Annotated in this window: 15 protein-coding genes; 3 read left to right on the top strand and 12 right to left on the bottom strand. The window is 41.3% G+C overall.

All coding sequences use genetic code 11. The features are described from left to right. Positions 1-28 precede the first annotated feature (28 nt). On the bottom strand, positions 29-625 hold the full coding sequence (locus NST74_RS14000) for a GNAT family N-acetyltransferase (protein WP_341112635.1): 597 nt from the start codon (positions 623-625) through the stop codon (positions 29-31). After that, positions 622-1,302 (bottom strand): HAD family hydrolase, encoded by a 681-nt coding sequence (locus NST74_RS13995; RefSeq protein ID WP_042127488.1) that lies wholly within the window; start codon positions 1,300-1,302, stop codon positions 622-624. The genes NST74_RS14000 and NST74_RS13995 overlap by 4 nt, the downstream gene beginning before the upstream one ends. 128 nt (positions 1,303-1,430) lie before the next feature. On the opposite strand from NST74_RS13995, the gene NST74_RS13990 reads away from it, so the two are divergent. After that, complete coding sequence (locus NST74_RS13990; RefSeq protein WP_042127487.1) at positions 1,431-1,925, top strand: DUF6803 family protein; 495 nt, start codon at positions 1,431-1,433, stop codon at positions 1,923-1,925. Between the two features lie 71 nt (positions 1,926-1,996). Here the strand turns inward: NST74_RS13990 and NST74_RS13985 are convergent, their stop codons facing one another. Continuing rightward, positions 1,997-3,445: an MDR family MFS transporter gene (locus tag NST74_RS13985; protein ID WP_339290989.1), complete on the bottom strand. Its 1,449-nt coding sequence runs from the start codon at positions 3,443-3,445 to the stop codon at positions 1,997-1,999. Between the two features lie 152 nt (positions 3,446-3,597). Here NST74_RS13985 and NST74_RS13980 point away from each other — a divergent pair, with 152 nt between their 5' ends. Continuing rightward, positions 3,598-4,155: a PadR family transcriptional regulator gene (locus NST74_RS13980; protein ID WP_341112633.1), complete on the top strand. Its 558-nt coding sequence runs from the start codon at positions 3,598-3,600 to the stop codon at positions 4,153-4,155. A 50-nt stretch (positions 4,156-4,205) separates the two neighbouring features. Here NST74_RS13980 and NST74_RS13975 read toward each other — a convergent pair whose 3' ends face one another. From NST74_RS13975 to msrA, 4 genes are all read right to left on the bottom strand, one after another. Next, entirely contained in the window at positions 4,206-5,612 is a 1,407-nt protein-coding gene (locus tag NST74_RS13975) for a sensor histidine kinase (RefSeq protein WP_341112632.1), read from the bottom strand. Beyond that, on the bottom strand, positions 5,609-6,316 hold the full coding sequence (locus NST74_RS13970) for a response regulator transcription factor (RefSeq protein WP_341112630.1): 708 nt from the start codon (positions 6,314-6,316) through the stop codon (positions 5,609-5,611). Before NST74_RS13970 ends, NST74_RS13975 begins: the two co-directional genes overlap by 4 nt. A 95-nt stretch (positions 6,317-6,411) precedes the next feature. Continuing rightward, complete coding sequence (locus NST74_RS13965; RefSeq protein ID WP_341112628.1) at positions 6,412-7,602, bottom strand: cell wall-binding repeat-containing protein; 1,191 nt, start codon at positions 7,600-7,602, stop codon at positions 6,412-6,414. Between the two features lie 176 nt (positions 7,603-7,778). Then, a complete protein-coding gene (gene msrA, locus NST74_RS13960; RefSeq protein ID WP_076194248.1) occupies positions 7,779-8,291 on the bottom strand; it encodes a peptide-methionine (S)-S-oxide reductase MsrA in 513 nt (170 codons plus the stop codon). 162 nt (positions 8,292-8,453) lie between these two features. Here msrA and NST74_RS13955 point away from each other — a divergent pair, with 162 nt between their 5' ends. Further along, entirely contained in the window at positions 8,454-9,362 is a 909-nt protein-coding gene (locus tag NST74_RS13955) for an aldo/keto reductase (RefSeq protein ID WP_341112627.1), read from the top strand. Between the two features lie 61 nt (positions 9,363-9,423). Here NST74_RS13955 and NST74_RS13950 read toward each other — a convergent pair whose 3' ends face one another. The 5 genes from NST74_RS13950 to NST74_RS13930 form a co-directional block, all read right to left on the bottom strand. Beyond that, positions 9,424-10,230, bottom strand: a complete 807-nt coding sequence (locus NST74_RS13950; RefSeq protein ID WP_341112624.1) for a class I SAM-dependent methyltransferase — start codon at positions 10,228-10,230, stop codon at positions 9,424-9,426. Positions 10,231-10,286: 56 nt separating this feature from the next. After that, a complete protein-coding gene (locus NST74_RS13945; RefSeq protein ID WP_341112623.1) occupies positions 10,287-10,916 on the bottom strand; it encodes a class I SAM-dependent methyltransferase in 630 nt (209 codons plus the stop codon). 75 nt (positions 10,917-10,991) lie between these two features. Further along, positions 10,992-11,390: an RrF2 family transcriptional regulator gene (locus NST74_RS13940; protein WP_042127470.1), complete on the bottom strand. Its 399-nt coding sequence runs from the start codon at positions 11,388-11,390 to the stop codon at positions 10,992-10,994. A gap of 107 nt (positions 11,391-11,497) precedes the next feature. After that, entirely contained in the window at positions 11,498-12,025 is a 528-nt protein-coding gene (locus NST74_RS13935; RefSeq protein ID WP_341112621.1) for a GNAT family N-acetyltransferase, read from the bottom strand. A 33-nt stretch (positions 12,026-12,058) separates the two neighbouring features. Beyond that, on the bottom strand, positions 12,059-12,463 hold the full coding sequence (locus NST74_RS13930) for a hypothetical protein (protein ID WP_042127466.1): 405 nt from the start codon (positions 12,461-12,463) through the stop codon (positions 12,059-12,061). Positions 12,464-12,470: the final 7 nt, after the last annotated feature.

The following is a 12,470-nucleotide window of genomic DNA, read 5'->3' as shown; positions in this document are numbered from 1 at the left end:
AGAGGGACTCTTTGCTTCTTTTATAGAATTATGAGTACTTCTCATTTAATAAATAGTGTAGATTCTCTTTTACCGATGGCCATTCTTTATCCAAAATACTAAAGACCACATTATCATGAATCGAACCGTCAGATCTGATTCTATGCTGGCGCAGAACTCCTTCTCTTACAGCCCCTAATCGTTCCACTGCTCTTTGTGACCTCAAGTTACTCGCCACCACTGTAAACTCTACACGAACCAGCTTAAGCTCTTCAAAGCAATAGTGAAGCAGTAATGATTTAGCCTCAGTATTCACACTAGTTCTCCAATATTCCGGCGAGATCCACGTACATCCGATTTCAGCATTACGATGAACCATATCCGGATGCATGATTCGAGTAGTACCGACGATTTGTCCAGAAGCTTGTTCAATAATAACGAAGGGAAATTGCGATCCATTGGTTTGATTCGCGAATGCGGTTGTAATTAAATCCTGCACCTGCTCGTCCGACGTTATTTTTCGCCAAGTAAATTCCCAGATATTCGGATTTCTTAATACTCTCGCTAGCCCTTCTACATGGCTTTCATCCATAGGAACCAGCTTGATTGTTGTGCCCTCCAGGATTGAATGACGAGGTTGGCTCATTTCGCACACCGCTCTCTTAATGATATATGTTGGATGATATCCGCAATTTCTTCTACTTGATAAGCGATATGATCTGCCCCGGCATGCTCCAGTTCTTCTTTAGGTCCGTAACCAAACGTCACACCGATCGATTCCACTCCACAACCTTTAGCTCCGATGATATCATGCTCGCGGTCTCCAATCATCACAGCTTCTTCTGGATGAATAGCATTCTGATCGAGGACGTACTGTATCACTTCTTTCTTTTTAGATCGGGTTCCGTCTAGATTACTACCACCGATATGCTCAAAATAATGATCTAGTTTGTAACGTTCAAGAATTTGTTCTGCAAAAACAGTAGGCTTGGAGGTGGCTACATACAATGAAAATCCATTAATCTTAAGACCTTCCAGCAATTGCGGTATACCATCAATCACCATATTCTCAAATAGCCCAACGGTGCTGTAACGCTCACGGTAGAAAATAACCGCTTGACGCGCTTGTTCCTCTGAGAACTGATGCAGTTCAATAAATGAATCGTAAAGAGGCGGACCTATGTAAGGAAGAAGCATATCCAAATGCTCGATCTGAATATCAAATTTGTTCAATGCGTATTCTACGCTTTTTGTAATGCCTACTTTTGGGTCCGTTAATGTCCCATCCAAATCAAATAAAATACTACGTAGTCCTCTTCCCACGCTCGTCTTGCTCCCCTCGAATGTAATTAATGGATGTATTTATAATACATTCGTTTCTACATACTTTCCACATACTTCTCGAATACGATCAGTACGAAAGTTATTTTTATATAACGGAGGAGTATTTTATGAACATGACGCATTATATGTCTTTGCTAGCGGACAATCAGCCATGGAACTTGATTTTATTCATGGCGATCCCCGTGATTTTTGCTGAGACGATCACCGTTACAGAGTTTATTATCTTATTCACCAAGAATCTAAAAGGCTCGTTACGAACCTTCAACAAAATCTGCAGCATTCTAGCCGGATTGTACTTCACAGGGGTATTTCTCTACTTGTTCCCTACCGCATTCATCCCTTTGTCAGTAAATGGCGAGTGGCATACGTGGGTGGATGTGGTAGCCGTAGGTTTCTATTTGAGTGGAGTGCTCTTCTTATTACCGTTAGCTTTGTTAGATCTTGGTCTGATCGCTCGTAAAAGAACTGAAGAAGAGAAAATGAAGCTTCATTTCATACTCATCAGCGGGTTCCTGGTTGTAGCGCATATCGCGATGATCTTTGGGATGATCAATCCGGAAATCGTGGGCAGCATGGGTGGAATGGGCGACATGATGCACTAACTTAACATATAAAAAAAGCAGATCAAGGCTAAACCCTTGGTCTGCTTTTCTAATCTAATAGGATACGAAGGTTATCCTGTGCTTTGAACGGAGATCACACTTCGTTTCTTGCGCAATAATAACATAAGCGGTAATCCAAACAACACGATGATTGAGCCAACTACGAATACATCATTCACACCCATCGTGAACGATAGTAATCTTATCGAATCAGTATTACCTGCACCTGAGCTAATTAACTCCTTAGAGTGTAGCAAGGATCTTGTTGACAAAATAGAGGTGAAAACTGCAATACCGAGTGAGCTTAAGACATTCCGAACCCAGTTGTTGATCGATGTGGCGTGACCTGACCATTCGACTGGAATTTCCTCCATAGAGGCTGTGCTGCTAGGGACGTTGGCTAATCCAATACCTAGATTTCGAACGACCATCGCCCACATAATGAAGCTGTAAGAAACGTTCGTATGCAGCCGACTCATCATGAATAAACCGATGAAAATAAATAAAATACCAGCAGAAATTAACTTCACAGGCCCAAACTTTGGATACATCTTACCCACGATTGGACTAAGTAAAGCCAGAAGAATCGAAGATGGCAATAAGATAAGCCCCGTTTTAAGCGTTGTTGCTCCTTCTACTGTTTGCAAGAACAATGGTGTTAAGTAAGTTCCAGCATACATCGCTATCGTCACCAGGCTATAGATACTAAGCATGGCAGTAAAGCGGCGATTTCGGAAGACACGTAGATTCAGCAGTGGTACTTCCGCCTTCAGCTCGTGCAAGACAAAGTAAACTAGAAGAATGATGCCCACAAGGATTAAGGATAAGGTCTTCCATGAACTCCACCCCCAGCTGTTGCCTTGGCTAAATGCAGTTAGCAAAGATAAACTCCCCAGTACGACGGTAAGAAATCCAGGAATATCAAAGGACTTCGGAACATTCATTCGATAGTATGGAATTAACGCTACAGTCAGAATAATAGCAATGATCCCAATGGGAATGTTAATTAAGAATAACCAGTGCCAGCTTGCATACTGAAGTAACCATCCGCTAAATGTCGGACCAATGGCTGGGGCAACCATCGCGGACAGTGACCACAGGCTCACAGCGAAAGGTCTGCGTTCAGACGGAATCACTTGGAAAATAATCGTCATGGTACAAGCCATAATCAATCCGCTGCAAGAGCCTTGAAGCATTCGAAATACAATTAGAGAGGTTGGATTCCAAGCTATTGCACAGAGTAAGGAGAACATGGTGAATCCCATCAAAGCGAACAGATACAGTCGCTTATAGCTGAATCTGCCACCCAGATATCCGGCAAGTGGTGCAGTCACTCCTGTTGCTAGCATAAAACCTGTAACCATCCATTGCATAGTGTTCAGGTTCGAATGAAAATGATTCATTAAAAGAGGAACAGCTATGTTGATGGTCGTTGTACTTAAGACAGAGACGAAATTTCCAAAGAATATGGCAATCATTATAGGCCAAAAATGAATTTTACTTTCTTGTTTAACATCCATGCTACCCCTCCTTATCTTTTTTATATGTCTACTTTTACATATATAATTTAACTTAAATAATGTTATAATCGTATAGACGATATGTCAATCATGACATATGCCCAAAAATCACAATATTAACGGAATTATAATAACTGGAGGGCTTCAGAGTAATGAATACACTGTCTTATGGTCTTCTGACTTTACTTAGTGCTAACTCGTTGTCTGGATATGAACTAACACAAAATATCAAACCGTTATGGCGAGCCGGACATAGTCAAATCTATCCGCTTCTAATGAGCATGGAGCAGCAAGGTTTCATTTCATATCAGCTCATTCAGCAATCGGATAAGCCGGATAAAAAGGAATACTCCATTACGGAAGCAGGACTTGAGCAATTGCAGAAATGGGTGGAAACCCCAGCGGAGCCTCCAGTTCTTCGGGACGAGCTGCATTTCAAGCTGTATAGCTTATGGCTCTCCAAACCTGAGGAGGCAAAGGACCTTCTGCAAAAACGTGAAGAGTTTTGTAAAAGCGAACTAGAGCGCTACAAGGTCTTGCTGAAAGCCAACGAAGTTTTACGTGATGAACGAGGTGAGACTCGCGAATTAAGAGCAACGACTTTCGGACGTTATTTACTCATTCAGAAGCGTGTGCTGGATATGGAGAGCTCTATACAGTTTTGCGAATGGGCGCTTAAAGAGCTTGAGCCAACAGAATCACTTAGTTGATTGCATGTAAAAAGAGACTTCGCGTAAATACGCAAAGTCTCTTTTGGTTCTTACTTTTCGGTTTCTGCTAATCTAGACAACTGTACCTCGCAACGGGTTCCAACTCCAGGCTGACTTGTAATTCGAATCTTACCGCCGTGTAATTCTACAAGCTTTTTAACAATGGATAGTCCAAGTCCTGTACCCCCATATTGCCTTGAGCGTGATTTCTCAACTCTGTAGAATCGCTCAAAGACAAAGGGGAGTTCTTCCTCAGGAATCCCGATTCCGGTATCTTCTACAATAAATACAACAGCATCTTCGTCAGCCTTCTCGTTCACATGGACCTTAATCCCACCTTCATCCGTATAACGGATCGCATTCTCCAGGAGATTCATTATAATCTGTTCCATACGCTTTTCATCTCCACGAACCCTATATGAATCTCCATGATACGTAATCTTCAGCTGAATTCCCTTCTCTTTGGCTTTCAGCTCGACTCTGCGTACCGCTTGTTCTGCCATATGCTTAAGATCTAGCCACTCCAGCGTAAATGTGACTTTACCTTCCTCCATCTTTGCCAGTTCAAATAAATCTTCTACCAGATGTTCAAGCCGATTCGCTTCCTCGTGAATAATATCCAAATATAGATCTCTTTCCCCTTCAGTCTCATAAAGTCCACCCTTTATGACCTTAGTATACCCTTTCAAATAAGTGATGGGTGTTCGCAGCTCATGAGAAATGTTGGCTAGAAATTCCTGACGCGTATCCCGGTATCTTTGCAGATCTACAGCAAGGTCGTTAATCGCTCCAGCCAAAAATCCAATTTCATCGGTGCTCCGTATGGAAAGTCTCGTTTCCAATTCACCGGCAGCGATTTTTCGAGTCGCTTTCTGCATCTTGATCAGCGGCCTTGATAATAGCAAGCTAATTATTCCTGTGATCCCTAATGCCAATATAAAAGCCCCGATTCCTGCGAGCAGCAGTAGGTTACGGATTGAAGCCAATGATTGCTTCATGTTCTCTGTAGAGGACATAACGTAAAGAGCGGACTGAATGGTGTGATCCTCTGAAATGGGTTTTCCAGTGATGAAATATCTATGCCCTGTAGGATCTTTATACTCAAAACTCACACTTTTTCCGGCAAAAATAAGATTAAGATCCGAAGCATGGATAAATGAACGATCTGCGCGGTCATGAACACCCGAATGTAGAATGACACTACCGTCTTTTGAAATATTAAATATACTCACGTCTGAAAACTCTGCAAAAGTACTCATCATCTGCTCGTTTGAACTATCCGGCGATTCAGCCATCCCGATAAAGTGTGAGGTCAGCTCCTCGGTTTCTTTTTGCATCTCGTTGTAATAAAAGCTGGTAAACATTCGGTCTATTGTAATCCCAAGAATAAGCAAAACAACTAAAAAAACAGACATAATGACCGACCCGAGCTTCAGTCCGATAATATTGTTCTTCATATGTGATTACCTGGGATCTCAAATTTATAGCCTAAGCCCCATACCGTTTGAACAGGATTATAGGACAGTCCGGCCTTATGTAGTTTCTCACGAATATTCTTAATATGTGTGTCGATGACACGATTCTCCCCCTCATAATCATTGCCCCATAAACGCTCCACTAGTTCTTCTCTCGTAAAGACACGATGAGTATTTTGCGCTAAGGCTGTTAGCAGATCAAATTCCTTGAGTGTGAATTCAACAGCTGTATCCAGAATATATACCTCACGAGCATCCGGGTAAATCGCTAGCCCTGGATAGGTCAGAACCTTTTTTAAAGGTTGTTGGATCGATGTTAGCATTGAACGCCTTACTAAAGAATAAATTCTTGCCACTAATTCCTCTGGCTCAAACGGTTTGGTGAGATAGTCATCCGCGCCTATGCCGAGGCCGTGTACCTTGTCCTTGGTTTCCGAGCGGGCTGTAAGCATTAGAATAGGGACAGAACTTACCTCTCTGACGGCTTTACAAACCTGCCATCCGTCCATATCTGGCATCATCACATCCAGAAGGATTAGATCAAAGTTTTGTTGTTTCAACAAAGCGAGGGACTCATGCCCCGTTGACGCTTCTTTAGTCGTTATTCCTTCTTTCGTTAAATAAATCCGTATTAAATTCCGCATGTTCCATTCATCATCAACGATCAATACATGAAGCTTTTTCAAGTCGTTCACCCTCTTCGTGGCCTAGTTCTTCTTATTATACAAAATAACACAGAACAAGCCGACATCGTCGCTATTGATGCCAGCCTGTCGTACTCTTAGTGACCGGAATGCGGATTGCCTCCTGCAGCCGGTGAAATTTCCAGCATATCATCGATTTCGCTTTGGGCATTTTCTTTTATTACATTGCTGTCCCCAGTTAACCATGCATGGTTATAGGGTCCTTCTGCTGGTGAATCTTGAAATTTGGGTTGAAGGGTCATCATATATTCCATCACTGCATCTGGCAGCCCGTCTTTTCCCGTAAAAATAAGCGGTGCGTGTTTCCCTAAATGTGAAAAAGGTGCAGCGGCGATCGCCAACATCGTTGAATCGGTAGTCAACAAAGACAAGTTATGTCCAGGTGTTGTTATGCCCCAACCGAAACCGTTGCTGGCGTCCTTAAAAGTTGCAAAAGCAATGGCGTTCTCATAAATGTCTTTTCCAGCTATACGGGTTACTGTGCCGAATTCCTGTAATTGCTTTTCTACTGCTGTAGATACAACTTTTTCAGGTCCTAAGATATAAATCGTAGCCGTACCTCCACGATCTTTCAGAGCATCAACCGTAGGGGCTGGAATTTCATCTTTTGTTACATAGAGAAGCGGCTCTGGCATATGGGCGATCCAGTTCACTGCAGGCAGTGTGTACTCAGGACTATCCATAGAACCTACAATGACTGCCTTTGGAAGGTCACCGGAAGCTTTTGCATAATAAGTATCAATGGCTTGTGCTACAGCTGCCGGCTCGTCCCCTTCAATTCGGTCTACTTTCAGATCCTGTGTCTTTAATTGTTGTTCGACATTGGAAGCCATGGGTCCGACGAGTACTACTTGTACACCATTATTACCTTCTGCGCCTAAAGGATTCAATCGTTTAAGCTCTGCTAACGTTGCCTCGGGGACACCCTCTTTCGTTGTAAAAAGAATGGGACCATTGTTCGGATGATGAATCAAATCCGCGCTGACCGCGGCAATCTGCCAATTGCTCACATCCGTTAATACTACACTTGAAGGCCTGTTATTCTTGGTCTGTGCCGTCCATAACGTTTGAGAGACTATAACGGCTGCCTCAATAGGGTCAGAAGTGTTAATACGTGTAGTGTTTTTTGTTGCTATCCAGGGTTGTTTAAGGGTCGAAGTAACAGCTTGCTTATCTGAACCCGAATTGGCTTTATCGCTAGATTGACAACCAACTAACACTGCACTTAGTAGCATTGTAACAGCAACTATGGGTACGATTTTTTTCATTCTAAACCCTCCATTTTGATTTTCTCGCTTGATTTAGAGTAGTTTAGTCTATAAATGTGTAGAAAGTATGTAGAATTTAAAATATATAAAATTTGTATATTGATGCAAAAAAGAGCATCCGTAAGTCACAAACGACTTAAGATGCTCTTTTTACTTTAGAAACTCCATTTAAGTGATTACCAGTGTTTAGCGATAAAGGTATCCCGTCCGGATTGCTCACGATCCTCTTTATAATGCTTGGGATTCTTGTGATGATAGTCCTGATGATACTCTTCCGCTCGATAAAAGGTTGGCGCAGGAAGGATTTCCGTCACGACGGGTCCTGAGAATCTGCCACTGACAGCCACCTGCTCCTTCGAGGCAAGGGCTGCTAAACGTTGTTCTTCGTTATAGTAAAAGATGGCTGTCCGGTATTGTGTTCCTCTATCCTGAAATTGTCCGCCATCATCCGTGGGATCAATCTGAGGCCAATATAATTCAAGCAGCTTCTCGTATGAAAAAAGCGCCGGATCAAACGTAATTTGTACCACCTCGTAATGTCCTGTTGTTCCTGTTTTGACTTCTTCGTAAGTTGGGTTCTCGGTTAATCCTCCAGCATATCCCGATACAATCCCTTGGATACCTGGTAACTCCTCAAACGGTGTAACCATGCACCAAAAACAACCTCCTGCAAACATTGCTTGTTCCATATGTTCAAGTCTCTCCCTATCCATCATCATCTAGTAAATAACATATGCTATGACGATAATCCTTATAGGTTATAAAGTCAAAGGAAATAACCATTAATATTCGAATTCAATGCTTTAAGACGTTATAATATAATCATCAACGGAATTAGAAAGGAACAACCTATGAATAAAAATCGCTTGGGTCAGTCCGATTTGTATGTAAGTGAAGTAGGACTCGGGTGCATGTCCTTAGGTACGGACGAGGCAAAGGCCATTTCCATCATCCATGAAGCGCTCGATCAAGGCATTAACTTTTTAGATACAGCCGATCTGTATGATGAGGGTCGTAATGAAGAGATCATTGGTAAGGCGATTCGTCACCGCCGCGAAGAGGTAATATTAAGTACAAAAGTGGGCAACCGCAGAATTCCAGGTCAAGAAGGCTGGAGCTGGGATGCATCGAAATTCTATATCAAATCCGCAGTCAAAGACAGTCTAAGACGCCTCCAAACGGATTATATCGATCTGTATCAGCTGCATGGCGGAACGATTGATGATCCGATGGATGATACCATTGAAGCCTTTGAAGAACTTAAACAAGAGGGTCTAATCCGATATTATGGAATCTCTTCTATTCGTCCTAATGTCATTAGAGAATATGTAAAAAGATCAAACATAGTCAGTGTAATGAGCCAATACAGCATCTTAGATCGACGGCCTGAGGAAGAAATTCTCCCTCTGCTGGCCGGGCATGGAATCAGTCTAATTGCCCGAGGTCCTTTGGCGGGTGGCATACTTTCGGAGAATGGCCGCAGCAAAGCAGAGAAAAAGTACTTAGATTACAGTAGTGATGAGCTTCTACAACTGCATGATCAGCTTTCGCAACAAAAGAGAGGCTCTCGAACCCTAGCACAAACGGCACTGCATTATCCGTTAGATCATCCATCTGTGGCAGTTATTATCCCTGGAGCGAGTAGTATGGAGCAATTGAAGAACAATGTAACGGCTATTAAGTCTCCCCCTCTAACTTCAGAGGAAATCGAAACGATCCGCGGGTTGAGTAAAGCAAACCGCTACACACTGCATCGGTAAGGCAATCCATCATTTTTGTTGCGCAATAAAAGAGCGTCAGTTAAGAAACTGACGCTCTTTTTTATTTTCTTTTACCGATGTATAACAAATGTGATGATATGCCTAAGATTGAGGGATCGTTTGCTTTGGAGATGAGGAAATTTATCAAACGCTCATTCCCCTCTTGTCGGGTCCAATACTGCTGCTGTTCAGCAGTTAACATGGCTGCAATGCTTGATGATCCAATTAAATCGATAGATTCAAATCCATTCCTTTCCATGAATGGCTGAATCTCATCAATATTAAAATAATAAGCACCTGTAAACCGGCCCTTGTCACTATGATTAAAGATTCCATTCTCAAAAAATTCATTAATGGTGCTCATATTGTCGTTCGGTTTCCACTGCTGCGGGGATTGTAAGGAATTAATGGTCATTCTCATTCGACTTTGAAAAGCTACAAATACTAAGCCATCTTGCACGGTCACGCGATGCAACTCTTTTACAGCTGAAATTCGTTCCTCTTCCTTCTGCAAATGATACAAAGGACCAAGCATCAGAGAAACAGCATAATTCTCATCAGGTATACCTTCTAAATCTATCGCATTCAAGTTATGAAATCCTTCGAATTGCTGCGTTAATTCTAGTTCAGCTGCCTTTTCCATTGCTATTTCAACCAATTTAGGTGTTATGTCTGATAGGGTTACTTTATATCCGAGCTTAGCCAGTTCCATCGCGTATTTACCGGGTCCTGCGCCATTATCCAGCACCTTTCCAGCTGACGGCATATATTTCTTGATATAATGGAGATTAATAATGAACTCTAAGGGTTCTCTATCCAGCCTGCCCCACTCATCAAAGCTAGAGTAATAATCAATAATATTGCTCATCAATATAACACCTGCCTTCTTTTGAAAACTATTATCTCCGATATACCAAATTTATACTATAGTTCTTTCTTACATTTTACCATTATAAAATTAATTGAAGGTTTATTGATCATGTCCTTGTGCGGCTCGTCAATTTCAGAGAAGTCAACTAGTCCATAGGTTTCAAACTCTTGTGTAATGGATTCAGCATCATAAAAAAATATTTTCAAACCATAATCTGTCTCGTAATAATTTCTATCCAATAGAGTACCTTTTCCAAACATGGGAGCTTTTTTTGAAACCGTTGTAAAAATCATATAACCACCTGGCTTTAACTGGTTGTAGCAATCCTTAATGAACTTTTCTCTTTCACTTTTATTCAACAAATGAATAAGACCATGGCAAAATATCCCCTCATAACGTTTGTTATCAAAAGGCATGTCAGTCACTGAACCATGATAAATGCTAATATCAAGCCCATTTTCTCTCGCCAAATCAATCGCGGTTTGTGAAATCTCAATACCTGTAACATTTATTCCACTCTCAACAAATTTTTTTGCATTTCTACCATAGCCAATACCCGGTACCAATATGTCCTTAATGTTCTTTTCAAGGAAAAAGTCTTTAGTGGCGATTGCGGAGTCTGCAGGTTCAAATCCCCACATCGTTTGTTTTTCGATAAAGCTTGATTCCCAGAATTCCGTCATATTTCATTCTCCTTTATATTAAAGTTATTACGGACTTATATTATCTTTAATCGTTTCCAAAAAAAGAACGGATCATTACTCCGTCTTCATTGTTTTCGCCAAATCTGCAATTTTCTTGTTCTCCAAGTACTGCTCCATCTGTCTTTCAGCGTCAATCACAACCTGTTGAATCAGGCACTCGCTACCGTGATCCAGGCTACATTCGAATAAAGATGCAGTCCCTTCGATCGCATGGATAATATCCAGAAAAGAGATCTCTTCGGACTTCCTTCTGAGACGATAGCCACCGTTTGCGCCGGGAGCGGATTGAATCAATCCAGCCTTCACTAGCTTGGTCATCATTTTGGACAGATAGGTTTGCGAAACACCCAGCTTCTCAGCAAGTAATTGAACGCCTACGGGCTTATCGGACGCTGCCGTCACCAGATAAAGCATTGCATGAAGCGCATAGTCTGTCGCTTGGGAATATTTCATTCAGCACCTCCATTAACGACTTTGAAAATCCATAATAACTCTAATCATTAAAAAAGACAAGCATATACAATGTGTGCCATCAGTTATCCAGGCTGCATTAATATAACTTACAATTTACTCTGTAAATCTTTAGTTAAATAAAGTAATAGATCATCATCGACCATGATGGGTTGCCCTGGTATGACAGGAACATTATTATACATCATTCCTCTACCGTCTAAAATGTAACCGCGAGCAGTATACATTCTTTGCGCATTACCGTAATCCTTATAGAGGCCTACGCCTAACCCAATAAATCTAGAGTCTTTAGCCGCAATACGTTCTAATTCATCAAACAATTTGCTCGCAATCTGCTTTCTTCTATACTCGGGAAAGATATTCAGATCGTTAATTTCCGGGATGTGATCCTCACGAAAAAAAGGATATTTTGATTCATAGAGTAAATGGCAACATCCTGCTACGGAATCATTGTAATGCGCAATTAAGGTTACCCTTTTATTCGTTTGATTCTCTTCTAGACATTGACGATAGTAATCTCCGCGTTGATACCATCCAAAGTGTTCAGCAAATTTTAAATCTAGGATTTCAGCTTCTTCGATTGTGGTAAGTCTTGTAATGCTTATTATTTCTTTCATCTGTTCCCCTCCATCTCTCAAGTTCATACGACTCTATTTAGTTTCCCTTACAATAGGCTCCGATGTTGAAATAATATCAACGACATGGTCAATACAACAGATACCATAGTGCTTATACGGTCTTACAAAATCCTTTGATGCGAATATTCCATAAGAAATAAAATCAAGATACCTTGATTTCTTATAAATCCTAAATGTTTTTCCGTCAAATTCCTCATAATCATCCCTAGAAGTAAAGAATTCATTTCTAACCGAATATGCAATATAGGAGTGAAAATCAACTTGTATTATTGGAGAGCTTTTTTCGTTAACCATAAGTGGCTCAGTGATATCACTAGCTTTGCTTTTACAAAAAGATAGCCTTAGTTGATTAACCTCTGGCTCTATTAGACCAAAGAAAAACACATCCTGCAATTCTTTTAAATCTGTATAATTCATCTCATCG

Source organism: Paenibacillus sp. FSL F4-0125, assembly GCF_038008565.1.
Classification (GTDB): Bacteria; Bacillota; Bacilli; order Paenibacillales; family Paenibacillaceae; genus Paenibacillus_AQ.
The sequence above is the reverse complement of the archived record's forward strand: the minus strand, read 5'-3'. Positions and strand labels throughout refer to the sequence as shown.

Bases quoted from the DNA above. Each gene is read 5' to 3' on its own strand.
- NST74_RS13930 (WP_042127466.1), bottom strand. From the start codon at position 12,463: ATGAATTATACAGATTTAAAAGAATTGCAGGATGTGTTTTTCTTTGGT.
- NST74_RS13980 (WP_341112633.1), top strand. From the start codon at position 3,598: ATGAATACACTGTCTTATGGTCTTCTGACTTTACTTAGTGCTAACTCG.
- NST74_RS13950 (WP_341112624.1), bottom strand. From the start codon at position 10,230: ATGAGCAATATTATTGATTATTACTCTAGCTTTGATGAGTGGGGCAGG.
- NST74_RS13935 (WP_341112621.1), bottom strand. From the start codon at position 12,025: ATGAAAGAAATAATAAGCATTACAAGACTTACCACAATCGAAGAAGCT.
- NST74_RS13985 (WP_339290989.1), bottom strand. From the start codon at position 3,445: ATGGATGTTAAACAAGAAAGTAAAATTCATTTTTGGCCTATAATGATT.
- NST74_RS13940 (WP_042127470.1), bottom strand. From the start codon at position 11,390: ATGAAATATTCCCAAGCGACAGACTATGCGCTTCATGCAATGCTTTAT.
- NST74_RS13990 (WP_042127487.1), top strand. From the start codon at position 1,431: ATGAACATGACGCATTATATGTCTTTGCTAGCGGACAATCAGCCATGG.
- NST74_RS13955 (WP_341112627.1), top strand. From the start codon at position 8,454: ATGAATAAAAATCGCTTGGGTCAGTCCGATTTGTATGTAAGTGAAGTA.
- NST74_RS13965 (WP_341112628.1), bottom strand. From the start codon at position 7,602: ATGAAAAAAATCGTACCCATAGTTGCTGTTACAATGCTACTAAGTGCA.
- NST74_RS13975 (WP_341112632.1), bottom strand. From the start codon at position 5,612: ATGAAGAACAATATTATCGGACTGAAGCTCGGGTCGGTCATTATGTCT.
- NST74_RS14000 (WP_341112635.1), bottom strand. From the start codon at position 625: ATGAGCCAACCTCGTCATTCAATCCTGGAGGGCACAACAATCAAGCTG.
- NST74_RS13945 (WP_341112623.1), bottom strand. From the start codon at position 10,916: ATGACGGAATTCTGGGAATCAAGCTTTATCGAAAAACAAACGATGTGG.
- msrA (WP_076194248.1), bottom strand. From the start codon at position 8,291: ATGGAACAAGCAATGTTTGCAGGAGGTTGTTTTTGGTGCATGGTTACA.